The following is a 22,357-nucleotide window of genomic DNA, read 5'->3' on the forward strand; positions in this document are numbered from 1 at the left end:
AAATCACCTCATAATTTAAATACGACAAACTGCACTATTTTTTTTAATTACAAAAATAATCAAAAAAATCAACCCATTTAAATACTAGGTTGATTTTCTTAAATATTCAGTTATGAAAAAACTATTTAAAATAGTATCTTGCTAATTCTAATGCCGAAGAAGCCATTAAACATTTGCCTCGTTCATGTAGAATTGCGTAAGATAAGCTAATCTTTTCCCCGAATTCAGCCAACAAGGATAGAGTATCTTCAATTTGCTGACCATTTGTTTGATCAACAAAAAAGACAACATCAAGATAATAACGACCATCCAATAAATATAGGTTTGAAGCTAGTTCCTCGTTTTTCAAAACTTTAGCTGCTTGAATAAAATCTTCGAAATCAGCAAAAGCAATTACATAATGCTTTTGTTTAACATCATGATTTTTTAAATAGCCTGAAACGCCATCGCCATCGTCACTGATCGCTTTTTTCTTAGGTGTTAATTTAGAAAGTGAAGAGGTAATTTTTTTTCGAACATCTTCAGGAATCTTCTTATTTGGATCAAGGAATGTTAAATCAACAACATCTGATCCATCTGTTTCTTCACCTTTTTCAATTTCTTCATTGTCATCAAAATTCATTTTTTCATCATCTTTAGCATCAACTTTACTAATGAACAGTTCTAATCCATTGCGATTTGGCAATAGCTGAAATGTGACCGCATCATTTTCACGAAATTCATGATCCACATCAACTTCTTCTAAAATGCTATAAAAAAAGTTTTCAATTTCTTTATGATTTCCTAGCAAGTCGAGGACAGTAATGCCGCGTTCGGTCAAATCATCAGTTTCAAGTAAAACACGAATCGTGTTATCATTGATTTTTTCCATTTCCATAATAATGGTCAACCACCTTTCCGAAGCACCCTCTCGCTTTATGATAACTAAATTTCAAAAATTGTAAAGTACTTTAGCCCAAATACTTTGATAAATTGACAATAATTCAAAAAAATTCATTTTTTCAATTATTTTCGAGCAAGTATAGCTGCTCGAAATTAACAAAAAGCTGTGAACATTAGCTTAGGTTCACAGCTTTAACTTCTAAAAGCGCTTAAATTTTATTATCCTTGTTAAAAGTTCCTTTTAATACCCTGCCATTGCTTGGATTCTTTTCAATTCTAATGCACGCACTTCACGTGGTAAAAAGCGACGAATTTCATCTTCATTGTAACCAACCTGTAATCGTTTCTCATCGAGAATAATAGGCCTTCTTAACAATCCCGGATCATGTTGAATCAATTCGAATAAATTCTGCAATGGTAATTCGTCCAAATCAATATGCAATTTTTGATAAGCTTTTGAACGTTTTGAGATAATCTCTTCCGTACCATTTTCAGTCATCTGTAAAATTTGTTTAATTTCATTAATGCTTAACGGTTCGGAAAAAATATTACGCTCTTTAAAAGGAATATCATGTTCCTTTAACCACGCCCGTGCTTTACGACAAGAGGTGCAACTTGGTGATGTATATAGAGTAACCATATTTTTTCGCTCCTTTACCCTTGAACCAGCAACAATTAATATCGTCTACAAGTATATTATACCGCTTGATTCAAAAAATTGATACCTTTTTTTGAAAAAAAAGTAAATAAATTAGCGAATTTTCTTTTCTTTGAAATGAAAATGCTTAGTATTACTTAGATATCGCAGCAAAAAATCGTTAAAACGAAAATGTTTAAGATGATACACATTAAATAAATCTTATTAATACATTAATTTAGTAGTTATATTAGATTTCAACAAAATAATATATCTACTAAAAAAGCTTGATAACACTAGCAAGTTAAACGATTAACTCCTCAGAATATATTTATTATATTTTAACTTTTACAATTTAAAATCAAAAGTAAAGTTTTGAGAAATTAAGGCTTATAAATTTTCTGTTTATGTTTTGTTTTTGTGCTTATTATTTTAACAGCTGTCTTTCAAAACTTAAAATTCTTCTTGATTAACCTCCAGATTATGAAAAAAAATAAATAACAAAGATTTTCATACCTAGCGTTTCTTATTCAAAAATCTTAACTGTAAAAGAGAAATATTTTTCAACGGTAACCCTTTTGATATTTCCTTTAAGAATTTACAAGTTTCGGCAGTAATTAACTACCAATAATATTGTAAAACACCGCAATCAGCGATATGATCAAATTAATAGTAATTTATATATTTAGTAATTAGTGAATTAAACATTCAAAAATAATTTATTGTCTTTTCTCTTTGATCTTCATCATACAGTCTCTTTATTTTTACTAAATTCTAAATATTGTCACTTACTATTAGTTACCGAAATTATAACACAAGTAAATCTATTTTTAGGAGGTTGATTTTATTGAAGCAATTTCATTTAACGTTGGGTTCAAAAGAAATCTTAACTAAGGTCGTTGCACAACATAACGACCGAAATTTTCTGATGCTTAAACCGTTTGAAAATGAGACAGATTTTTTATTACTCGATTTTTCTGATCTGCCAACAGTCTTCAAATCTGGTTTAAGTTTTAATTTACTTGAAGGCAAGTTTGAACTATTACCTAATCAGATCTATTGTCTAGATTATTTTAGTTTGGATACCAATCAACAAAAAGAATTTCAGCAGAGTAAAAAACAACTTCTGGAGAAATTGTCAACCTTTGTCCTCGGACAAAAGCCTAAACGTGACTTTGAATTTCTATTAATTACTAATTGGTCTCAAATTGAAGATTATCAATATTGGAAATCTCAACAAGATATCTGGCAAAATAAAGATTTACTCAATAGTAACTATGTTCGTTACTTTAACAGTTAATAATCATTTAAGGAGGAGTTATTCATGCAAGCAAGTGATTTAGGTTTTAGCAATATTCAAAAGTTAGCCCCTACTATTATTGTTGATCTACGCTACGCTACAAAAAATAATTTTACTCAGCAAATTGTTTATGACTTTTCAACTGCTATTGCTCGAACCGGAACAGCTAAAAAGCTTGCTAATGCAAGCAATATATTGGCTCATAAAGGCTATCGAATTAAAGTTTGGGATGCTTTTCGACCGGTTACTGCACAGAAGAAACTGTTTGAAGTTTACCCTGATCCAACCTTTGTTGCCCAGCCAGATCCAAATTTCAGTCATCAAAAAGGGGTTACCTTTGATTTAACCCTAACTGATGAAACTGGCAATGAAATCGAAATGCAAAGTGGTTTCGATGACTTTTCTATCAAAGCTCATCGTAATTACCAGCGCACTGCAATCCAAGAAAAAAATTATCAAATCTTAAATCAGGCGATGGAAGCTGCTGGTTTTATCGGTTATCCCGAAGAATGGTGGGACTATCGTGACCGTGAAATGGACAACTATCCACCAGCCCAAGCAGATCCGAATGATTATTAAACTTTTATTGAGCCAAAGAAGGTCATGAACCGTTGTTCGATTCATGACCTTCTTTTATTTTAATAAACGATCCCATAAAACAACACGACCAGCTTTTAATGATGCTGGAACATTAATAATTCTTTGATTAGAACTGCCTCGAAACTGTAGTGTCAAATCTTTTTTTGCTAACATAAAGCGATCATCAACCAAAACATCAATCAAAGACAGTAACTCTAATTTATCATTTGAATCACGTAGTAACTCATTCCATCGATAACCTGTCCAAGACCAAATATCTTTAGTATGACCAAATTCTTGTCGAATTCGTTTTACTAATTTAATGCAAACTTGAGTATTCAAAAACGGTTCTCCGCCTAGCAAAGTTAATCCTTGACAATATGATTCACTTACATCCTTGATGATTGCATCTTCTAAATCTTGAGTGTAAGGAACTCCATAGTGGAAACTTTGAGCAGCTTTATTATAACAACCAGGACAGGCAAATTTGCATCCACTAACATATAAACTGCAGCGAACGCCTTCACCATCAACAAAATTAAATGGCTTATAATCAGCAATATACTGTTGACTTAACTCACTGGCCAACCATTCATTTGGCTGTGGATTTTTAGGTTGTCGTTCTTTGGATAAAGGCATCTTACTCATCATCCCCACTAAATAAATTTTTAGCCCGTGAAGCAATCTCTACATGACGTCCATGAACCATTGGGCGAACCAACGGATTTCCCAAGTAACCACAAGTTCTCTTAACACAATCACAAGTTTTAGGATCATGATTTCCACATGTGGGACACTCGAATCCTCGAGCAGTCGCTTTAAATTCACCTTCGAATCCACATTTAAAACAATGATCAATCGGGGTATTGGTGCCCAAATATCCAATTTTGTCATAGGCCCAATCCCAAACAGACTCAAGCGCCTTAGGATTCTGTTTTAAATTTGGATATTCACAATAATGGATAAAGCCACCAGAGGCATATTTAGGATAATCCATCTCAAAGGTCAACTTTTCAAATGGACTAGGATGCTTGCGAACATCATAATGAAAACTATTTGTATAGTAGTCTTTAGCTGTAATGTCAGCAACTTCACCAAATTTTTCCTTATCTAATTCGCAAAAACGATCAGTCAAAGATTCACTTGGTGTTGAATAAACACTAAAATGATAATCATATTCATCTGACCAACGAACACAATTGTCTTTTAATGCTTTGACAATTGCCAGCGTAAAATCATGCGCTACTGGATTTTTTTCCCAATTAGGGCCGTAAAAGACCGTTCCCACTTCGTAAAGGCCAATATAACCTAATGAAACTGTTGCTCGACGATGCTTAAAAAGCTGATCAACATCATCTCCTGGTTTCAATCGCTTGCCAAATGCTCCATACTGATACAAAATTGGAGCATTTTCTGGTTGTGCTTGTTTAACTCGATTTACTTTGAAAACTAATGCCTCTTTACAAATCCGCATTTTCTCATTGAAAATCTCCCAAAACAAATGCTGATCTCCCTTAGCTTCCAGTGCAATTCGCGGCAAGTTTACCGTAACAACTCCCAAATTCATCCGACCAGAATTTACTTCGCGACCTTGTTCGTCTTTCCAACCTTGTAAAAAACTGCGACAACCCATTGGTGTTTTGAAACTACCGGTCAATTCTTTAATCTTGTCATACATTAAAATATCGGGATACATTCTTTTAGTAGCACACTCAACAGCTAATTCTTTAATATCATAATTTGGATCAGTTGGCGCTAAATTTAAACCTTTCTTCAAAGTAAAAATCAACTTGGGGAAAATTGCTGTTCTTTTCTCTCTACCTAACCCAATAATTCTCACTTTCAAAATCGACTTTTGAATCTCACGTTCAATCCAAGTTTTGCCTAAACCAAAGCCCAATGTGGTAAAAGGTGTTTGGCCTTGAGAAGAAAACAAGGTATTAATTTCATATTCAAGCCCTTGCATCGCATCATAAATATCCTTTTTAGTTCTTTTAATTGCAAATTGTTTTTGTTTAGCAGGATCATCAATGTAATCAGCTGATTCACTTAAATGTTTAAAATAATTTTTCTTGGCAAATGGGGCCAATAACTCATCGACACGGTCAGCTGAACATCCACCGTATTGACTAGATGCAACATTAGCAATAATTTGTGCCATCTGTGCTGTCGCCGTTTGGATTGAATGTGGGCTCTCGACTTCTGCATTGCCAATTTTAAATCCATTCGTCAACATTTCCTTAAAATCGATTAAACAACAATTTGTCATCGGACTCCATGGTGTATAATCTAAATCATGGTAATGAATATCCCCGCGCAAATGAGCTTTAGCAATATGCTCTGGCATCAACTTCAAGCCTAAAGTTTTGCCGACTGCTCCGGCGGTTAAATCCCGTTGAGTATTAAAAACTCGACAATCCTTGTTAGCATTCTCATGGATTAAAGTAGGATCATTTTCTTGTAGTCGTTCCAAGCGCTGTGTTGGATCAATTGCTTGCTGCCACTTTTTTTGAAGTTCTTTATGCCCTTGGACATATTTAATTGCCTGTTGATTAAGCCCGAGCTCGTTTAATGAAACCACAACTTCGCGGTAAACATTTTCAGCCGTCACAACGGATTGATTAAGTTTACCCAAGAGTGTGTTGATTACCTTAGCTTGAATAACATCATCTAACTGCAGCTGATCAAATACCAGACGCAGTTTATAAACGGCAAATGGCATTTGCGTTCCATCACGTTTAATTAAAATTGTCGGTACTTGAATTGCGTTTTTCTTCACGATCATTGTTTCTTCTTCAGCCATTTCTGTTGCCTCCATTAATTCTTTCTGTGATTCATTTTAACCCGATTACTGTTTTAATACAATAGATAGTATTTTAGGAAACGGCTTCACACAATATATGGTGTAAAAGCTAACCTTGAAAATTTCAAAACTACCAAGGCTTTGCGCCGTTCGAAAAACCAGCAAATTTTTTTTTGAGCAAAATTGCATCGAATCGATTTAGCAGTATAATGAATTACTAAAAACAAAGGAGAGATTTTTTTGGAAATTAACTTAAAAACCTTGGCTACCCAAGTGAAACAAGGAGCTAGCGAGCTTTTACAAACAGCACAACTTGAAGCTGGGGATTTATTTGTATTAGGTTGTAGCACTAGTGAAATTCAAGGTGACCACATTGGTAAAAATTCCAATTTAACCATTGGACGTACAATTATTAAAACTTTGTTGCCACTGTTAAAGGAAAGACAACTAAACTTAGCTGTCCAAGGTTGTGAGCACCTCAACCGAGCTTTGATAGTTGAAAAAGAAGTTGCCAAAGTTCAAGGCTTTGAAATTGTTACTGTCTTTCCTTCACTTCATGCTGGTGGAGCAACTCAGATGGCTGCATTCGAAAGTTTCAATCATCCGGTTGAAGTTGAACACATTGTTGCTCAAGCTGGAATGGATATTGGTGATACTTCAATTGGGATGCATGTTAAATTTGTCCAAATTCCAGTACGAACATCAGTTAAAGAAATTGGTGCTGCACACGTTACCTACTTAAGAAGCAGACCTAAACTTATCGGTGGCCAACGAGCAAAATACGAATGGCACACCCCACAAAAATAAAAATTGCTTATATGATTACCAAAAAGCCACTTGAGCCGAATAAGAATTTCAACTCAAGTGACTTTTATTTATAAAATCTACAGAAACTTTATTTTTTCAATTGCAGCTTCAAATCCAACAATAATTGTTGATAACGTACACCGTTAGCAGTAAAAACTAACTTCCGCTGATCATCATCATGGATTGTGACACCTCTTTGCAGCTTAATTTGCAAAAACTCCGGTGGTAACTCCTGGCTGATGAACTTAGGCCACTCAACAACACTGACTCCGCCGCCATCAAAATATTCCTCAAGGCCAAGATCCGCTCCACCAGTTTTTTCAAGTCGATAAACATCTAGATGAAATAATGGTAATCGTCCCTGATGATATTCATTGACAATGTTAAAAGTTGGACTTTTAACATGATGATCAATTTTCAAACCGGCAGCTAATCCCTGAGTAAAAGTTGTTTTACCACTTCCTAAATCACCGATTAACAAAATTAAATCATTAGGTTGAAGCAACGCGGCTAATTTTTCCGCCACCATTTGAGTTTCATTTGGACCATTCGACTTAATTTCTAACAAAAAAGTTCCTCCCCATTTCACAAAATTCTATTACATCGTTGCCTGCAAAGCTGTAATTACCGCCACCTTATAAACATCATCTTCACTTGCACCACGTGAAAGATCAGAAACAGGTTGATTAAGTCCTTGCAAAATCGGCCCAACTGCAGAAAATCCACCTAAACGTTGAGCAATTTTATAGCCAATATTTCCCGACTGCAATTCAGGAAATACAAAAACATTTGCGTGACCTGCAACCGTTGATCCAGGTGCTTTTTGTTTAGCAACGCTCGGCACAAAAGCTGCATCAAATTGCAGTTCTCCATCAATAGCTTCCTCGGGAGCTAATTTTTTAGCAATTTTTGCAGCTTCTGCTACCTTTGTTACTTCATCTGCTTTAGCTGAACCTTTAGTCGAAAAACTAAGTAGCGCAATCTTGGGATCGATTTTAAATAAACGTGCAGTCTTCGCGCTCTCAACCGCAATTTCGGCTAACTGCTGCGCATCTGGCGAAATATTGATGGCACAATCTGCAAACAAATACCTTTCTTGGTCATCATTGCGTGTCATAATAAAAGCGCCACTGGTTCGAGAAATACCCGGTTTAGTTTTAATAATCTGCAAAGCCGGTCGGACAGTATCACCGGTTGGATGTACTGCACCTGAAACTAAGCCTGCTACTTTTCCTAAGTAAACTAACATTGTTCCAAAGTAATTAACGTCTTGTAACATTTGACGAGCCTGTTCTTCAGTATTTTTGCCTTTTCGACGCTCAACAAAAGCCGCCACCATTTGATCAAAATCTGCTGCTGGATAATTTTTAGGATCAATCACTTCAAGCTGGTCAGGTAATCTTTTGCCAGCTAATTGAGTTACTTCAGTTTTTTCACCCAAAACAACGGGGAAAATCACCTGGTCTTCTGCCAAACGAACGGCAGCCTTAACTACCCGAGCATCATTTCCTTCAGGAAAAACAATTTTCTGTGGTTGTTGCTTGACCTGCTCAATCAATTCACTAAATAAACTCATTACAAGAACCTCCTCGAATGTTTTCTCTAATCAATTTTCCCCGGTTCGACTGGCAACTGCCAATCAATCGGTTTTTCTCCCATAGCTTCCAATGCTGCATTAGTTTTAGAAAATGGCCGTGATCCGAAAAAGCCCCGATGAGCCGACAAAGGACTTGGGTGGGCCGATTGTAAAACTATGTTGCGCTTAGTGTCGATTAATGAAATCTTATTCTGAGCTGCTTTCCCCCACAAAATAAAAACAACTGGTTGAGTTCGTTGCGACAAAGCTATAATTGCTTGATCAGTTAATTGTTCCCATCCCTTGCCTCGATGTGAGAAAGCCATCCCGTCTCTAACTGTCAAAACAGTGTTGAGCAATAATACTCCCTGATCCGCCCACTTTTTTAAATAACCATGATTTACCGGTTCAATCCCTAAATCATTTTTTAATTCTTTGTAAATGTTGATTAAAGATGGCGGTAACTTAACACCAGGTAAAACGGAAAAACTACAGCCGTGAGCCTGATGAGGACCATGATAAGGATCTTGACCTAAGATACAAACTTTGACTTGGTCAAATGGAGTCCATTCAAACGCTTCAAAAATATGAAACATATCTGGATGGATTTCTTTGGTTGCATATTCCTGTTTTAAAAATTTATGCAACTTAAGATAGTATTCTTTTTCAAATTCAGGACCAAGAACATCCTGCCATTCATTGTGAATAAGCGTTTTCATTTACGACACCTCTCGTTTATTTTACCATAAATTTAATTCAATTCACGTTGATATAAAAATATTCTCCTAAGAAAGACAGTCAGACTAAAAAAAAAAACACTTTCATGGTAAGATGGAAGAAAAGCTGTTGATATAAAGTGAGGTAAATTAAATGATTCAAATTATTGCTTCTGATATGGATGGTACTCTTTTAAATGACAAAATGGTAATTTCACCGACAAATGCGGCGGCAGTAAAAAAAGCACAAGCTGCTGGGGTTCATTTTATTGTTTCTTCTGGACGTGGGTATACTGAAATCAAACCATTAATTGATAACGCTGGTTTTAACTGCCCTTTAATTACTTTAAACGGAGCTCAAGTTTTCGATGAAACTGGTAAAATGCTAAGCTCAGCGCCAATTTCTGATCATTTAGCAAGTAAAATCATGCACTTTCTAAAAAATCAGAAACTATACTTTGAAGTAATAACCTCCAAAGGTATTTACTCAGATAATCAACCAAAAAGAATTGAAAATTTTGCTGAATTATTAACTAACATCAATCCAGAAACTCCATTCAAATTAGCAGTTTCATTAGCGGCCGCACGAATGGAATTAATGAATGTTAATTATACAGATAATTACTTCGAATTAGCTGCAGATCCACATATCAGCATTTATAAAATTGTAGCTTTCAGTAATAAAGGTCACGCGGTTTTAGATCCAATAAAACAAAAAATCCAAAAAATTGATTCACTAATTGTAACCTCATCATCAGAGTCAAATATTGAAATCAACCACATTAATGCTCAAAAAGGAACTGCTCTGCAAACTTATGCTGATCGATTAAATGTTCCAATGGATAATGTCATGGCAATCGGCGATAATAATAATGATCTCTCAATGCTTAGGGTTGCTGGAGTTAGTTACGCCATGGAAAATGCAATCAATTCGGTTAAACAAACAGCTAAAAGACTGACAACTAGCAATGTTGAAAACGGAGTTGCCCAAGCAATTAATGAAGTTCTAGCTGAGAAATAAAGCCAAAGTCAACCTTGAGTAAAGGAGGCGTCATCAATTGCGAACATTATATGCGCGTAAGTTTCGATTAGCTCATCAAGGAGCTTCAACTGTGACTGACAGAAATTCACAAGCTGTTTATTTAGTCGTTGGTAAATGGGGACGCCGTAATGATGTTTTATCGGTTTATGCAATCTCAGGTAAATTGTTAGCCGAGATCAAGCAAACCGGTTTTGGCATCTTTCCTTGCTTTAAACTTTACTCCCATCAACAATTAGTTGGCAATCTTAGAAGATACCACTTCGGAAAAAAAGATTTGTTGTTGGTTAATAAGTTAAACTGGATGATTGTTGGCGACATTTATTCATTTAATTACCGTATTTATCATGGTCGCGATTTAATTATGCAATTATCTGAAGTTTCTATGTTGACGGGAAACTATCTCGAATTAAAAATTTCAGCTGTTGAAAATGAATCTCTCTGTCTTTGTATTGTAGCAATTCTTGATTATTTCGCTCAAAAACCCGTTCAACATTTGAAAAAAAATTATAATTTAAATATCAGATTTGATTAAGGAGGTTATTAATTTGTATATCCGAGCTGCAGTGAAAAATGATGCTGCACAAATTGTTCCATTATTTAAAATAATTCTAGCTGAAATGGAGTTACCATCTCTTAAAGTAATTCCTACTAAAAAATTAGATCAAGTGATCCAATATTCATTTAGTGATTCCAATTATCTTAAGGATGCCGCACAAACCATTGTAGCTGAAGATCAGGGGAAAATTGCCGGCTTCGCTTGGGGGTATCCTAATGAAAAAGAAAATTTAATTAATCAAACCCTAGTTAATAATTTTCCAAAAGTAGGCTTGCCTGCTGACACTGAGTTATTTGAAGATGACGAGGCTTTTGATAATGAATGGTATCTCGACTCAATTGCTGTTTCTCCAAATTATCAGGGTCAAGGAATTGGAACTGCCTTATTGAAAAAGCTGCCATCCCTAGCAAAAAGCCATGAAAAAAAGCAAATTGGTTTAAATGTAGATTGGGCTAACCCACAAGCAGAAAAACTTTATCGCCGATTAGGCTTTAAAAAAGTCGGAACAACAAAACTGAGTCAACATTTTTACAACCATTTAATTTATCAAATTTAATGGTTTAACGTCTAAAATTAATTAGTTTGACTAACTTAACTGGTTACTTTTGATAAAGCCTGAGTTGAAAATCAAACAATATCATCCAAACCAAAATAAAGAAGGTAGGTATAACTAATTATCCTGCCTTCTTTATTGATCTATTAATCTTGTTGTAATTATATTACCAACTTGAAATCAAGTTTCGCATTTTACAATAAACTTCAATTCAAGACTTTAACTGTAACATTTTTTCTCCCCCAAGCGGTTGCTTGCGCAACGCTTGAAAAATGCAAATCAATAATATTTCCTTTAATTGCCCCACCAGTATCTCCAGCAATTGAAACTCCATAGCCAGAAACCCAAATAACACTTCCTAATGGAATAACACTTGGATCAACAGCAACGCAACTCGGGTGTTGTTGAAGATTTATTCCAAGTGCGCTATAACTACTTGCTCCAGCTTCAGCAGTTGAGTAGCCGGTAGCTTGCATAGTTAAAGTTTTGCCATTATTTGATTCTGAGGAACTATCAGAGGAACTATCAAGTGTACTCTGACTATTATTAGAATTTGAAACCTTAGTCGAGGAAGAACTACTTGAAGTTGTTGAGCTGCTTTCACTTGAGCTGCTTACCGCTGCACTAGTTGTTTCAGCTGCTGCTTGCTGTTCTTTTTCAGAATTCTTAGCCCATGAAACTTGATTAGCCAACAACTTTATTTTTTGTTGGTTGCTATTAACCAAGTTCTGTAACTTTTGAATTGAATCATTTAATTCAGCCTTTTTGGTAGCAATTTGTCCCGCTTGCTGCTTTAAGGAGGCTTGCGCCAAGGTTAATTTTTTTTGACTATTATGCAAATCTTTAATACTTTCAGATACTGCAGTCAAGCTTTGATTATACGCACTTTGCAAACGACTAAGTGCAACTAGATTTCCTAACCATTGACTAAAACTTCTTGATTGTTGCAAAAATTGCAAGCCAGATTGTGTTCCTTCTGTTTGCTGTAAATCACGCAATCTGATTTTTTCTTGACTAACTCGCTGCTTTTTTTGTTTCTTAGCAACTGCTAGTTGTATTTTCGCTTGTTTTAAATTATTGCTGGTCTTTGATTGTTGTTGTTGAATACTTTTTAGCTGTTGATAGGTCTGGTTCACAGTTGCTACCTTTGCTGCCAACTGATCATTGTTTTGATCTAATTCTTGTTGCACATTTTTTTGCTGTTGTTGTAAGTTAGACACATCACTAGCCACTACCTTATCCGGCAAATTGAAGAAAAAGCCGCTCGCAAACAATATTCCTATTAACATTAATCTACTAAAATTTACTTTTTTTATTTCATCCATATCTATTCACCCTCAAGGTAACATTATACTCATCGAGTGTGTTAACACGATTGCATTCTGATTACAAGATGTTACTAGATAATGTCAAATTACTAAATAATATGTAAAAAAAAGAATCTCTCCTTTGTACAAAACTAAGAAGTGATTCATAATCAAAAACTACTATTAACCATAATTTTTCAATGCACGTTGAATTTGACGATCTTGATCCCTTTTTTTTATTGTCTCACGTTTATCGTAAGCATGTTTTCCCTTAGCAACACCCAATAAAACTTTGGCATATCCGTGTTTCAAATATACTTTCAAAGGAACTAATGTCAAGCCCTTATCGCTTAATTGTGCAGTTAAATGACGTAATTCTTTTCGATGAAGCAACAATTTACGATTTCGCAGGGGATCATGATTGAATTGATTTCCCTGATCATATGGTGAAATGTGCACATTTAACAACCAAGCCTCACCATTTCTAATCTGAGCAAAACCATCTTTCAAATTAATCCGCCTGGCCCGAACAGATTTTATCTCTGTTCCTGTCAAAACCATTCCAGCTTCAACCGTATCGATAATTGAATAATCATGACCAGCCTTTTTATTTTGAGCTAATGGTCGTTCAAATTTTTTGCCTTGCGCCATTAAATCACTCCCTTATCGTAGTCACTGCTAATACTTAATGTGTTTTTTTAAATTTTTCCTTAAAAGGTCGAAAACCACCGCGCTGTTGTTTTATATTACGATGCTGATTTTTATTTTGAAAATTATGTTGGTGTGAACGCTTTTGTGGCTGGTTAATTGAACCATATTTCTTTAATAAATCTGTTTTTGGTGCTGCCTGAGGATTCATAATTTTGAAATTAACTTCTTTTTGATCAACATCAACCGACAAAAGTTTAACTTTGATTGGTTGACCAATTCGATAAGTTCTCTTGGTCTTTCGACCCACCAATGCCATTTGCTTTTCTAAGAACTCATAAAAATCATCATGCATTTCATTAATATGCACAAGTCCTTCAACAGTATTCGGTAGTGCTACAAACATTCCAAATTTAGTAACCGAGCTCACAACAGCTTCAAACTCATCACCAACATGATCCGCCATATATTCTGCTTTCTTCATCGCATCGGTATCTCGTTCAGTATCAACTGCTCGACGTTCCATTTGTGAACTATGCAAAGCAATTTCAGGAATCTTCTCGGACAAATGATCCTTTTCTTCCGTTTCCAGTCCCTTTTCTCGATAAAATCTGATTAATCGATGAACTAACAAATCTGGATAACGTCTAATTGGAGAAGTAAAATGTGTATAGTCTTCTGCTCCTAAACCAAAATGTCCTAATGGATCAGCAGCATATTTAGCCTGTTGCATTGAACGCAACAACATTGTTGATACCATCGTTTCCTCCGGTTTGCCAGCAACTTCTTTCAAAATATCTTGCAACATTTTCGGTTTAACATTATGAACATTTCCCTTAACCTGTAAGCCAATACTCGATAGAATTTCCATAAAGTTTAACATTTTTTCTGGTTTTGGTGTTTCATGAATTCGATAGATAAAAGGTACTTTCAACTCATGAAAATGTGCTGCGACAGTTTCGTTTGCTGCTAGCATAAATGATTCAACTAACTTCTCACCTAGACCCCGTTGACGTAAAACAATGTCAATCGGATGTCCTTGAGAATCAAGAATAATTTTTGCCTCATCATCCTCAAATTCAATTGCTCCACGACGATGTCGCATTTTCTGTAAAATTTTGTGTAACTCTGCCATCGCTTGAAACATTGGAACCAATTTTTGATAACGTTCAATTGTCTTCTGATCATGTGACTCTAAAATATTATTAACTGCTTTGTAAGTCATTCTTTCAGTTGTTTTAATAACACTTGGAAAGATTCGATGAGCAATTACTTGACCTTGATTATCAATTTCCATTTCACAACTCATTGCTAATCGCTCGACCTGCGGGTTCAATGAACAAATTCCATTTGAAAGTTTCGGTGGTAACATCGGAATTACTCGATCAGCTAAATAAACTGAAGTTCCACGCTGATAAGCTTCACGATCTAGCGGAGTTCCTGGAACAACGTAATGAGAAACATCTGCAATATGGACCCCCAAATGATAGTGACCATTTGGCAACTTCCACGCAGTAACAGCATCATCCAAATCCTTAGATTCAATACTATCAATTGTTACTAGGTCTTGATCTGTTAAGTCAACCCTGCCAACCTTTTCAGCTGGAGTTACTTCATCAGGAATTTTAGCAACCTGTTCCATTACATCATCTGGAAAAGCTGTTGGCAAATCATGTTGATAAACTACTTGAAGAATATCAATTCCAGGATCATTTACATTACCAATAACTTTAGTTGCAATTCCTTCTAGAATTCCTGGTAAATGAGAATTAGGATAAGCCGTAATTTCTGCTAAAATAATTTCACCGGGAACTGGATGTAATCCATCTTTACCGATTAAAAAGCGATAACGACTTAACTTTTTATCCTTTAGCTTGACTTCTCCCAAAACATGTTTTGGATATTCAGAAGTTTCATCAATAAAAAATTCTCCCACCACTTGTGTCAAGGCATGTTGAATTATTGCGACGATCTTGCCTTCCGGTCCCCGTCCCATCTTTTTGTCAGCCGAACGTAATTCAGCAACTTCAACCTGATCACCATTCAAAGCAGACATTGTTTGAGTTGGATTGATAAAGTAATCTGGTAACTCTGGGTCAACTGTTACAAAGCCAAAACCACGCTCAGTTGCATGGAATTCGCCGACTACAGTTGGCATCGATTCGTCGCGAGCAAGTGTAAAAGCTCCATTTTGATTGAGTGTTATTTTTTTTTCTTGTTCAAGTTGTGCTAAAGCTTGAACAACTTGTTTAAATTGTTCTGAGCGCTTCATCATCAAATCATCGGCCAATTCTTGTACCGTAAATTCCTGATCAGGCGAATTCTTTAAAATATTCAATAAACTTGCTTTAATTTTTTCTCTGTCCATTTAATTCCTCATTTGAATTTCTAAGTGTATTTTCGATATTATCAAACAAAGATTGCCAAAAATAAAACCCCCGGCAATCTCTAAGCAGGAGGTTTTTGATCAATGCGACGAAATAAAAACCAATGTTAGCGAAAGTGCAAAGAATAATATACCCAAAACTACGGTTACTTTTTGCATAAACGCTTCAAAGCCACGAGGCTTTTGCTTACTAAACAAATCTGCCGCTCCTCCCGAAAGTGCTGTCGAAGCATTATCATTCTTGGCTGGTTGCATCATAACGGCAATAATAATCAGTACTGAAACGATCATTAACAGTACTAATAATAGATTATACAAAATCTTGCCCTCCTAGAAAAATTCTATATTTACTCTAATGTAGCATAAAAAAGTTTTCTTTTCCAGTTTGATTTACCGAAAAGTGTTTGGCAAAAGAACTGATCTAGCAACCACTTTCGCCTAGAGCGAAAAGCTTGTAAAAAATATTTTTAAAATTAAATTATAAAATTTAAAAAGCAGCTTAATAAAAGCCAACCAGGAGTACAAAAAGCAGCTAAAAACGAGCGTTACTTAATAAACTATCAAGATAGATCATTTGCTTTAAATCAAGTGAAATTAGCTATTTTTTCGCTTACACTTCGACATCAGATATTCGAAAAACACAAAAAAGACTGGGAAAAATTCCCAGTCTCTTTGTTAAATAATGTTGTAATTATTTATTTTCGATTGCTTCACGTGCAGCTGCACTCAAGTTGTAGAATGATTGAACACCCTTATACTGAGCAACTGTCTTGCCTAATTGATCTTCAATTCTCATCAATTGGTTGTACTTAGCAATACGATCTGTTCGGCTCATTGAGCCAGTCTTGATCTGACCTGCATTAGTAGCAACAACCAAGTCAGCAATTGTTGTATCTTCAGTTTCACCTGAACGATGAGAAACAATTGCTGTGTAACCAGCTTCTTTAGCCATTTCGATTGCTTCAACCGTTTCTGTTAAAGTACCAATCTGGTTAAGTTTGATTAAGATGGCGTTGGCAGCCCCCATATCGATACCTTTTTTCAGATATTGAGTATTGGTTACAAAGAAATCATCACCAACTAATTGAACTTTCTTACCAAGTTCTTTGGTAATCTCAGCCCAATCATCCCAGTTGTTTTCATCAATTGGATCTTCAACAGAAATAATTGGATATTTGTTAACCAAACCTTCGATATATTTGATAAATTCTGGTGTGGTGAATTCTTCACCTGTTGACCAATGAAGTTTATATTTCTTAGTTTCATTATCCCATAATTCAGAAGCAGCAACATCGACTGCAATAGCAACGTCTTTGCCTGGTTTGTAACCAGCTGCTTCGATTGCTTTAATCAAGTATTCTAATGGTTCTTCATTATTAGCAAAGTCAGGTGCAAATCCACCTTCATCACCAACAGAAGTTGCTTTACCATCAGCAGCCAATAAATTCTTAAGATTATGGAAGGTTTCTGAACCCATCCGGATTGCTTCTTTAACAGTCTTTGCTCCAACAGGCATGATCATAAATTCTTGGAAATCTACCTTGTTATCAGAATGAGCACCACCATTAATAACATTCATCATTGGTGTTGGCAAAACATGCGCATTGAAACCACCTAAATAGTTGTAAAGCGGAATCTGCAATTCATCAGCAGCAGCACGTGCAGCTGCAATTGAAACTGACAAAATAGCATTAGCACCCAACTTACCTTTGTTTGGTGTGCCATCAAGAGCAATCATTGCTTTATCAATTGCAACTTGGTCAGTTACTTCATAACCAACAATTTCTTTAGCAATGATGTTGTTTACATTGTCAACAGCCTTAGTAACACCTTTGCCCATAAAACGTGATTTGTCGCCATCACGTAATTCTACAGCTTCATGTTCACCAGTTGAAGCACCTGAAGGAACGATTCCACGACCAAAGCCACCTGCTTCAGTATAAACCTCTGCTTCAACTGTTGGATTGCCACGTGAATCTAAAACCTCGCGAGCATAAATTTCTGTAATACTAGACATAATCCACTCTCCTTTGAGTTTGCTTGACTTGAGTTTAACCTCAAATACATTTTAAGTGTTTTTAGAAAAACTTGCAATTGCTAATCTATTAACAAAGTTTTATTTGTTAAAGTTTACCAGCTTTAAAAATGAATCGGGAACTAATGATGCACCACCAACTAAGCCACCATCGATGTTTTCTTTCGCCATTAATTCTTTAACATTTGCTGGCTTTACAGAACCACCATACTGAATTCGAACTTTATCAGCAACTGTTTGATCATATAATTTAGCAACTGTTTGACGAACTACACCACAGATTTCTTCAGCCTGATCAGCAGTTGCCGTTTTACCAGTTCCAATTGCCCAAATCGGTTCATAAGCAATCACTAAACTAGCAACTTGGTCAGCTGAAAGGCCCTTCAATGCAGCAGTTACTTGCTTAGCAACCCATTCTTCAGCTTTGCCAGCTTCCCGAGTCTCTAAAGTTTCACCACAACAAATAATTGGCAACAAGCCATTATTAAAAATTGCATGAGCTTTTTTATTGATCTCTTCATCAGTTTCATGGAAGTAATCACGACGTTCTGAATGACCAATAATTACATAGTCAACGCCCATTTCCTTTAAAACTTTTGGAGAAGTTTCACCTGTAAAAGCTCCGTTATCTTCAAAATAGCAATTTTCTGCTGCTACTTTTAAAGCTGAGCCCTTAGCATTTTCAAGCAGAGCCGGCAAATCAACTGCTGGAGCTGCAATAACTGATTCAACTGAAGTTGTTTCAGGTAAATCGTTCTTAACTGCTTTAACAAATTCTGCTGTTTCACTAGGATTCATGTTCATTTTCCAGTTACCAGCAATAATTGGTGTACGCAAAGAAATCATCCTTTCAAATTGCATTAAAAAATCAACAAGTACTTATTATTATTTATCAGAAACAGCTGCAATACCAGGAAGTGTTTTACCTTCAAGGTATTCCAATGAAGCACCACCACCAGTTGAAATATGTGTCAACTGATCAGCTACACCTAACTGTTGAACTGCAGCTGTTGAATCGCCACCACCAACAATAGTTGTTGCATCTGTTAAACTACCTAAGAATTTACCAACTTCCAAAGTACCTTTAGCGTAGTTGCTCATTTCAAAGACACCCATTGGTCCATTCCAAACGACCGTTTTTGCATCTTTCAAAACATTTTCAAATAGTTCAACAGATTTAGGTCCAATATCCAAAGCCATATAGCCATCAGGAATTTCACCATCAACTACTTTATTAGGAACATCATTCGAGAATTTTTCAGCAATAACTGAATCAACTGGCAACACCAACTTGTCCCCGGCTTTTTCAATGATTGTCTTAGCCAAATCAATTTTATCAGCTTCAACTAATGAATTACCAATCTTCATTCCCTTAGCAGCATAGAATGTATAAGTCATGCCACCACCAATGATAACTTTGTCAGCTTTGCCCAATAAATGGTCAATCACACCGATTTTATCAGAAACTTTTGCACCACCAAGAATAGCAACAAAAGGATGAACTGGATTGTCAACTGCATTACCCAAGAACTTGATCTCTTTTTCTAATAAGAAACCAGCTGCTGCTTGCTTCATATTGCTGGCAATTCCAACATTAGATGCATGTGAACGATGAGCTGTTCCAAAAGCATCATTTACATACAAATCGCCAAGTGATGCCCAATATTTACCCAATTCAGGATCATTGCCAGATTCTTTTTTACCATCTAAATCTTCAAAACGTGTATTCTCAACTAAAAGAATATCACCGTCATTCATTTTGTCGATTGCTTCTTCCAATTGAGGCCCACGTGTTGCTGGAACAAAAGTAACTGGTTTTTTAACAAGATCAGCCAAGCGTTCTGCAACTGGACGCAAAGAAAGTTCTTTTTTATCTTCCTCTTTTTTTACCCGGCCAAGATGTGAGAATAAGATGGCTTTGCCACCATTTTCAGTCACATATTTAATTGTTGGCAATGCTGCTACAATGCGGTTATCATTGCCAATCACTCCTGCTTTAATCGGAACATTAAAGTCAACGCGAATTAGGACTTTTTTACCCTTAACATCTAAATCTGAAACAGTTAATTTAGCCATAAATTTTTCAGCCTCCATTTTTATTAAAAAACAAAAGGCGAAGAGAGTTTTGCCTCCCCCCGCCTCGATGACTTGCAATTAGTTAATCAACTTAGCGTTAGCTAAATCTTAAAGCATGCTAGCAAATTTCTCTAATGTACGGATCATCTGTGCTGTAAAACCAGATTCATTGTCATACCATGCAACAGTCTTAACAACTTGGCCTTCGCCTTCGCCAACAACCTGTGTCTGTGTTGGGTCAAATACTGAACCAAATGTTGTTCCGATAATGTCAGATGATACAATACCATCATCATTGTAACCAAATGATGGGTTGTTGTCTGTAACTTTCTTAACAGCTGCATTAACTTCGTCAGCAGTAACAACTTTATCAAGTGTTGCAACTAATTCAGTCAATGAACCAGTAATAACAGGTACACGCTGTGCATGGCCATCAAGTTTACCATTCAATGCAGGAACAACTAAACCAAGAGCTTTAGCAGCACCAGTTGAATGAGGAATTGTATTCTCAGCAGCAGCACGTGCATTACGGACGTTACCACCACGATCAGGACCATCCTGAAGTTTCTGAGTAGCTGTGTAAGCATGGATTGTTGTCATTGTACCAGCTTTGATACCAAATGCATCATTAACAGCTTTTGCTAAAGGAGCTAAGCAGTTTGTAGTACATGAAGCTGCTGAAACGATCTTGTCATCTGCTGTTAATGTATCATCGTTAACACCATAAACAATTGTCTTCATCTTGCCAGCTGGAGCAGAAATCAAAACTTTCTTAGCACCGGCATCAATATGAGCCTGAGCTTTTTCTGCTGAAGTGTAGAAACCAGTTGATTCAAGAACTAACTGAACACCGTCATTTTTTACCCAAGGAATGTTACGAGCATCTGCTTCGGCATAAACAGGAATTTCTTTACCATTAACAACCAATGCGTTGTCAGTAGCAGAGATTTCAGCATCAAACTGACCATGAGCTGTATCATATTTCAGAAGATGTGCCAACATAGCTGGAGAAGTTAAATCGTTAATAGCAACAACTTCAAGCCCTTCTGAAGTTTCAGCAATACGACGAAATGCTAAACGACCGATACGGCCAAAACCATTAATACCTACTTTAGTAGTCATACTAAAATTTCCTCCTTTAGGAAATAAAAATTTATTTTAAAAAGTGTGTATTTACACTACTTTTTTAAAATCATCTTGGCAGCACCCTCATCAGTAATCAACCATGTTTGTGAGGGTGCGTGTTTCATGTAAGCTACAATTGCTTTAGCTTTTGAACTGCCTCCAGCAACTGCAATTACACATTTCATTCTAGTGAGATCCTCTAATTGAACACCTATTCGCGGGATCTTATACACTATTTGACCAGATTCATCAAAAAAATATCCAAACGCTTCTCCAACAGCCCGCTTTTGCTGTAACATAGCAACTACTTGTGTATCCATATCGCGCCGACGGGCCATCTTAATTGCTTGTCCAACACTATGAATCACAGCATCACTATTACGAATTAATTGGACAACTTGTTGAATACTTGGTTCATTAAGCAAAGGAGCATAAGCTTGCTCACTCAATTGCTCAGGAACATACAGTGCTCGATGATTGCCACCAGCTCGGCGAGCCATCATTGAACTAACACTGTTGGCTTGAATTGCAACTGTCTCACCAATTCCTCCCCGAGCCGGAACAAAAGTCAATGACCTTTTTTCACTCAATTTTGCAGTTAAACAATGAGCAATCTCAGCCATCGTTGTTCCACCCATAACAGCAATTACACTAGGGCCTAATGGTAACAGTAAATTTAAAGCTTCATTGACGGACTTTCCCATTTCTTCGACAACTTTTTCTTGCTGATCAATATCACCCGCCACAATCAGACATCTAGCAATTCCCAACGATCGGGCTAATTCTTCTTCTTGTTGATGAATATTAGCTAAATCATCAATTAATGGATTTAATCCATCCAGAACTGAGCGTCCCTTAACAGTAATAATCATCCCAGAACGAGTAGTTTCAATCAAACCTTGTTGTTTAAGAAAATCAGTTTCTGTCCTTAAAACTCTCTCCGTCAATCCAATTTCTTGAGCTAGAGTTCGTCGTCCAACTGGTTGTGTCCAATAAATATGCCGAATAATCATAAAACGCTGGACCATAGTTTCAATCATGTCAGGAGCAAGTTGCTCAATCCAATCCAACTCTTGGTTCATGTCATAACCCTTCCTATGGGACACTTTTAGTCCAGTGGTGTCATCTAGCGACCCAGCGAACTAAAAAAAATATAGTTCATTCGACCGTTGTCCCGACTCACCTTAACTACAAATGCATTATACCAATAAAAATGAATTGATGCAAGCAATCCAACACTGTCTTTCTAAGTAAATTCAAGGATTTGGTTTTAAAAAAATTCTTTCTAAAATGCGAACTTTTTTTCTATACAATTTAATTTATTAGGCT

The 22,357-nt window shown here is 36.0% G+C and carries 22 protein-coding genes; 6 read left to right on the forward strand and 16 right to left on the reverse strand.

The window, feature by feature from the left end; all coding sequences use genetic code 11:
- Window positions 1-121: 121 nt before the first annotated feature.
- Together G6O73_RS07330 and spxA are read right to left on the reverse strand one after the other, a co-directional pair.
- Window positions 122-877, reverse strand: coding sequence for an adaptor protein MecA (locus G6O73_RS07330; protein ID WP_057886386.1), 756 nt, complete (start codon window positions 875-877; stop codon window positions 122-124).
- Window positions 878-1,123: 246 nt separating this feature from the next.
- Complete coding sequence (spxA, locus tag G6O73_RS07335) at window positions 1,124-1,522, reverse strand: transcriptional regulator SpxA (RefSeq protein WP_057886387.1); 399 nt, start codon at window positions 1,520-1,522, stop codon at window positions 1,124-1,126.
- A gap of 844 nt (window positions 1,523-2,366) precedes the next feature.
- Here spxA and G6O73_RS07340 point away from each other — a divergent pair.
- Both G6O73_RS07340 and G6O73_RS07345 read left to right on the forward strand, forming a co-directional pair.
- Window positions 2,367-2,819 (forward strand): hypothetical protein, encoded by a 453-nt coding sequence (locus G6O73_RS07340; protein ID WP_057886388.1) that lies wholly within the window; start codon window positions 2,367-2,369, stop codon window positions 2,817-2,819.
- Window positions 2,820-2,843: 24 nt separating this feature from the next.
- On the forward strand, window positions 2,844-3,398 hold the full coding sequence (locus G6O73_RS07345; protein WP_057886389.1) for a M15 family metallopeptidase: 555 nt from the start codon (window positions 2,844-2,846) through the stop codon (window positions 3,396-3,398).
- Between the two features lie 54 nt (window positions 3,399-3,452).
- Here G6O73_RS07345 and nrdG read toward each other — a convergent pair whose 3' ends face one another.
- A complete protein-coding gene (nrdG, locus tag G6O73_RS07350; RefSeq protein WP_157056705.1) occupies window positions 3,453-4,037 on the reverse strand; it encodes an anaerobic ribonucleoside-triphosphate reductase activating protein in 585 nt (194 codons plus the stop codon).
- Window position 4,038: 1 nt separating this feature from the next.
- On the reverse strand, window positions 4,039-6,201 hold the full coding sequence (nrdD, locus tag G6O73_RS07355) for an anaerobic ribonucleoside-triphosphate reductase (RefSeq protein WP_057886391.1): 2,163 nt from the start codon (window positions 6,199-6,201) through the stop codon (window positions 4,039-4,041).
- A gap of 240 nt (window positions 6,202-6,441) precedes the next feature.
- Between nrdD and G6O73_RS07360 the strand changes: the two genes are divergently transcribed.
- Window positions 6,442-7,008 (forward strand): TIGR01440 family protein, encoded by a 567-nt coding sequence (locus G6O73_RS07360; protein WP_057886392.1) that lies wholly within the window; start codon window positions 6,442-6,444, stop codon window positions 7,006-7,008.
- Between the two features lie 88 nt (window positions 7,009-7,096).
- Here G6O73_RS07360 and tsaE read toward each other — a convergent pair whose 3' ends face one another.
- Genes tsaE through G6O73_RS07375 form a run of 3 tightly spaced genes read right to left on the reverse strand, consistent with a single transcriptional unit; the run spans window position 7,097 to window position 9,303 of the window.
- Window positions 7,097-7,576, reverse strand: a complete 480-nt coding sequence (gene tsaE, locus G6O73_RS07365; RefSeq protein WP_268871656.1) for a tRNA (adenosine(37)-N6)-threonylcarbamoyltransferase complex ATPase subunit type 1 TsaE — start codon at window positions 7,574-7,576, stop codon at window positions 7,097-7,099.
- Window positions 7,577-7,606: 30 nt separating this feature from the next.
- Window positions 7,607-8,584, reverse strand: a complete 978-nt coding sequence (gene pta, locus G6O73_RS07370; RefSeq protein WP_057886393.1) for a phosphate acetyltransferase — start codon at window positions 8,582-8,584, stop codon at window positions 7,607-7,609.
- Between the two features lie 26 nt (window positions 8,585-8,610).
- On the reverse strand, window positions 8,611-9,303 hold the full coding sequence (locus G6O73_RS07375; RefSeq protein WP_057886394.1) for a uracil-DNA glycosylase: 693 nt from the start codon (window positions 9,301-9,303) through the stop codon (window positions 8,611-8,613).
- Window positions 9,304-9,454: 151 nt separating this feature from the next.
- Here G6O73_RS07375 and G6O73_RS07380 point away from each other — a divergent pair, with 151 nt between their 5' ends.
- From G6O73_RS07380 to G6O73_RS07390, 3 genes are read left to right on the forward strand one after another with little or no spacing between them, the layout of a single operon-like run.
- Window positions 9,455-10,321: a Cof-type HAD-IIB family hydrolase gene (locus G6O73_RS07380; protein ID WP_057886395.1), complete on the forward strand. Its 867-nt coding sequence runs from the start codon at window positions 9,455-9,457 to the stop codon at window positions 10,319-10,321.
- Window positions 10,322-10,358: 37 nt separating this feature from the next.
- Entirely contained in the window at window positions 10,359-10,874 is a 516-nt protein-coding gene (locus tag G6O73_RS07385; protein ID WP_057886396.1) for an LURP-one-related/scramblase family protein, read from the forward strand.
- 13 nt (window positions 10,875-10,887) lie between these two features.
- The gene (locus tag G6O73_RS07390; RefSeq protein ID WP_057886397.1) at window positions 10,888-11,454 is read left to right on the forward strand and encodes a GNAT family N-acetyltransferase; all 567 of its coding nucleotides are present in this window, start codon (window positions 10,888-10,890) and stop codon (window positions 11,452-11,454) included.
- Between the two features lie 203 nt (window positions 11,455-11,657).
- Here G6O73_RS07390 and G6O73_RS07395 read toward each other — a convergent pair whose 3' ends face one another.
- The 9 genes from G6O73_RS07395 to G6O73_RS07435 all read right to left on the reverse strand — a co-directional run bounded on the left by G6O73_RS07395 (window position 11,658) and on the right by G6O73_RS07435 (window position 22,110).
- Window positions 11,658-12,776, reverse strand: coding sequence for a 3D domain-containing protein (locus tag G6O73_RS07395; protein WP_057886398.1), 1,119 nt, complete (start codon window positions 12,774-12,776; stop codon window positions 11,658-11,660).
- A 165-nt stretch (window positions 12,777-12,941) separates the two neighbouring features.
- Window positions 12,942-13,409: an SsrA-binding protein SmpB gene (smpB, locus tag G6O73_RS07400; RefSeq protein WP_057886399.1), complete on the reverse strand. Its 468-nt coding sequence runs from the start codon at window positions 13,407-13,409 to the stop codon at window positions 12,942-12,944.
- Window positions 13,410-13,443: 34 nt separating this feature from the next.
- On the reverse strand, window positions 13,444-15,774 hold the full coding sequence (rnr, locus tag G6O73_RS07405; protein ID WP_057886400.1) for a ribonuclease R: 2,331 nt from the start codon (window positions 15,772-15,774) through the stop codon (window positions 13,444-13,446).
- Window positions 15,775-15,873: 99 nt separating this feature from the next.
- Window positions 15,874-16,110, reverse strand: coding sequence for a preprotein translocase subunit SecG (secG, locus tag G6O73_RS07410; RefSeq protein ID WP_057886401.1), 237 nt, complete (start codon window positions 16,108-16,110; stop codon window positions 15,874-15,876).
- 373 nt (window positions 16,111-16,483) lie between these two features.
- Window positions 16,484-17,809, reverse strand: coding sequence for a phosphopyruvate hydratase (gene eno, locus G6O73_RS07415; protein WP_057886402.1), 1,326 nt, complete (start codon window positions 17,807-17,809; stop codon window positions 16,484-16,486).
- Between the two features lie 99 nt (window positions 17,810-17,908).
- On the reverse strand, window positions 17,909-18,664 hold the full coding sequence (tpiA, locus tag G6O73_RS07420) for a triose-phosphate isomerase (RefSeq protein ID WP_057886403.1): 756 nt from the start codon (window positions 18,662-18,664) through the stop codon (window positions 17,909-17,911).
- 48 nt (window positions 18,665-18,712) lie between these two features.
- On the reverse strand, window positions 18,713-19,903 hold the full coding sequence (locus tag G6O73_RS07425) for a phosphoglycerate kinase (protein WP_057886452.1): 1,191 nt from the start codon (window positions 19,901-19,903) through the stop codon (window positions 18,713-18,715).
- 108 nt (window positions 19,904-20,011) lie between these two features.
- Entirely contained in the window at window positions 20,012-21,025 is a 1,014-nt protein-coding gene (gene gap / locus G6O73_RS07430; protein ID WP_057886404.1) for a type I glyceraldehyde-3-phosphate dehydrogenase, read from the reverse strand.
- 56 nt (window positions 21,026-21,081) lie between these two features.
- The gene (locus G6O73_RS07435; protein WP_057886405.1) at window positions 21,082-22,110 is read right to left on the reverse strand and encodes a sugar-binding transcriptional regulator; all 1,029 of its coding nucleotides are present in this window, start codon (window positions 22,108-22,110) and stop codon (window positions 21,082-21,084) included.
- Between the last annotated feature and the right edge of the window lie 247 nt (window positions 22,111-22,357).

The organism is Liquorilactobacillus nagelii DSM 13675 (assembly GCF_019444005.1).
GTDB classification, from domain to species: domain Bacteria; phylum Bacillota; class Bacilli; order Lactobacillales; family Lactobacillaceae; genus Liquorilactobacillus; species Liquorilactobacillus nagelii.

Coding starts and splice junctions, on each gene's coding strand:
- G6O73_RS07330 (WP_057886386.1), bottom strand. CDS start 877: ATGGAAATGGAAAAAATCAATGATAACACGATTCGTGTTTTACTTGAA.
- G6O73_RS07375 (WP_057886394.1), bottom strand. CDS start 9,303: ATGAAAACGCTTATTCACAATGAATGGCAGGATGTTCTTGGTCCTGAA.
- eno (WP_057886402.1), bottom strand. CDS start 17,809: ATGTCTAGTATTACAGAAATTTATGCTCGCGAGGTTTTAGATTCACGT.
- G6O73_RS07425 (WP_057886452.1), bottom strand. CDS start 19,903: ATGGCTAAATTAACTGTTTCAGATTTAGATGTTAAGGGTAAAAAAGTC.
- G6O73_RS07435 (WP_057886405.1), bottom strand. CDS start 22,110: ATGAACCAAGAGTTGGATTGGATTGAGCAACTTGCTCCTGACATGATT.
- G6O73_RS07380 (WP_057886395.1), top strand. CDS start 9,455: ATGATTCAAATTATTGCTTCTGATATGGATGGTACTCTTTTAAATGAC.
- rnr (WP_057886400.1), bottom strand. CDS start 15,774: ATGGACAGAGAAAAAATTAAAGCAAGTTTATTGAATATTTTAAAGAAT.
- G6O73_RS07345 (WP_057886389.1), top strand. CDS start 2,844: ATGCAAGCAAGTGATTTAGGTTTTAGCAATATTCAAAAGTTAGCCCCT.
- pta (WP_057886393.1), bottom strand. CDS start 8,584: ATGAGTTTATTTAGTGAATTGATTGAGCAGGTCAAGCAACAACCACAG.
- spxA (WP_057886387.1), bottom strand. CDS start 1,522: ATGGTTACTCTATATACATCACCAAGTTGCACCTCTTGTCGTAAAGCA.
- G6O73_RS07395 (WP_057886398.1), bottom strand. CDS start 12,776: ATGGATGAAATAAAAAAAGTAAATTTTAGTAGATTAATGTTAATAGGA.
- gap (WP_057886404.1), bottom strand. CDS start 21,025: ATGACTACTAAAGTAGGTATTAATGGTTTTGGCCGTATCGGTCGTTTA.
- nrdD (WP_057886391.1), bottom strand. CDS start 6,201: ATGGCTGAAGAAGAAACAATGATCGTGAAGAAAAACGCAATTCAAGTA.
- smpB (WP_057886399.1), bottom strand. CDS start 13,409: ATGGCGCAAGGCAAAAAATTTGAACGACCATTAGCTCAAAATAAAAAG.
- nrdG (WP_157056705.1), bottom strand. CDS start 4,037: ATGCCTTTATCCAAAGAACGACAACCTAAAAATCCACAGCCAAATGAA.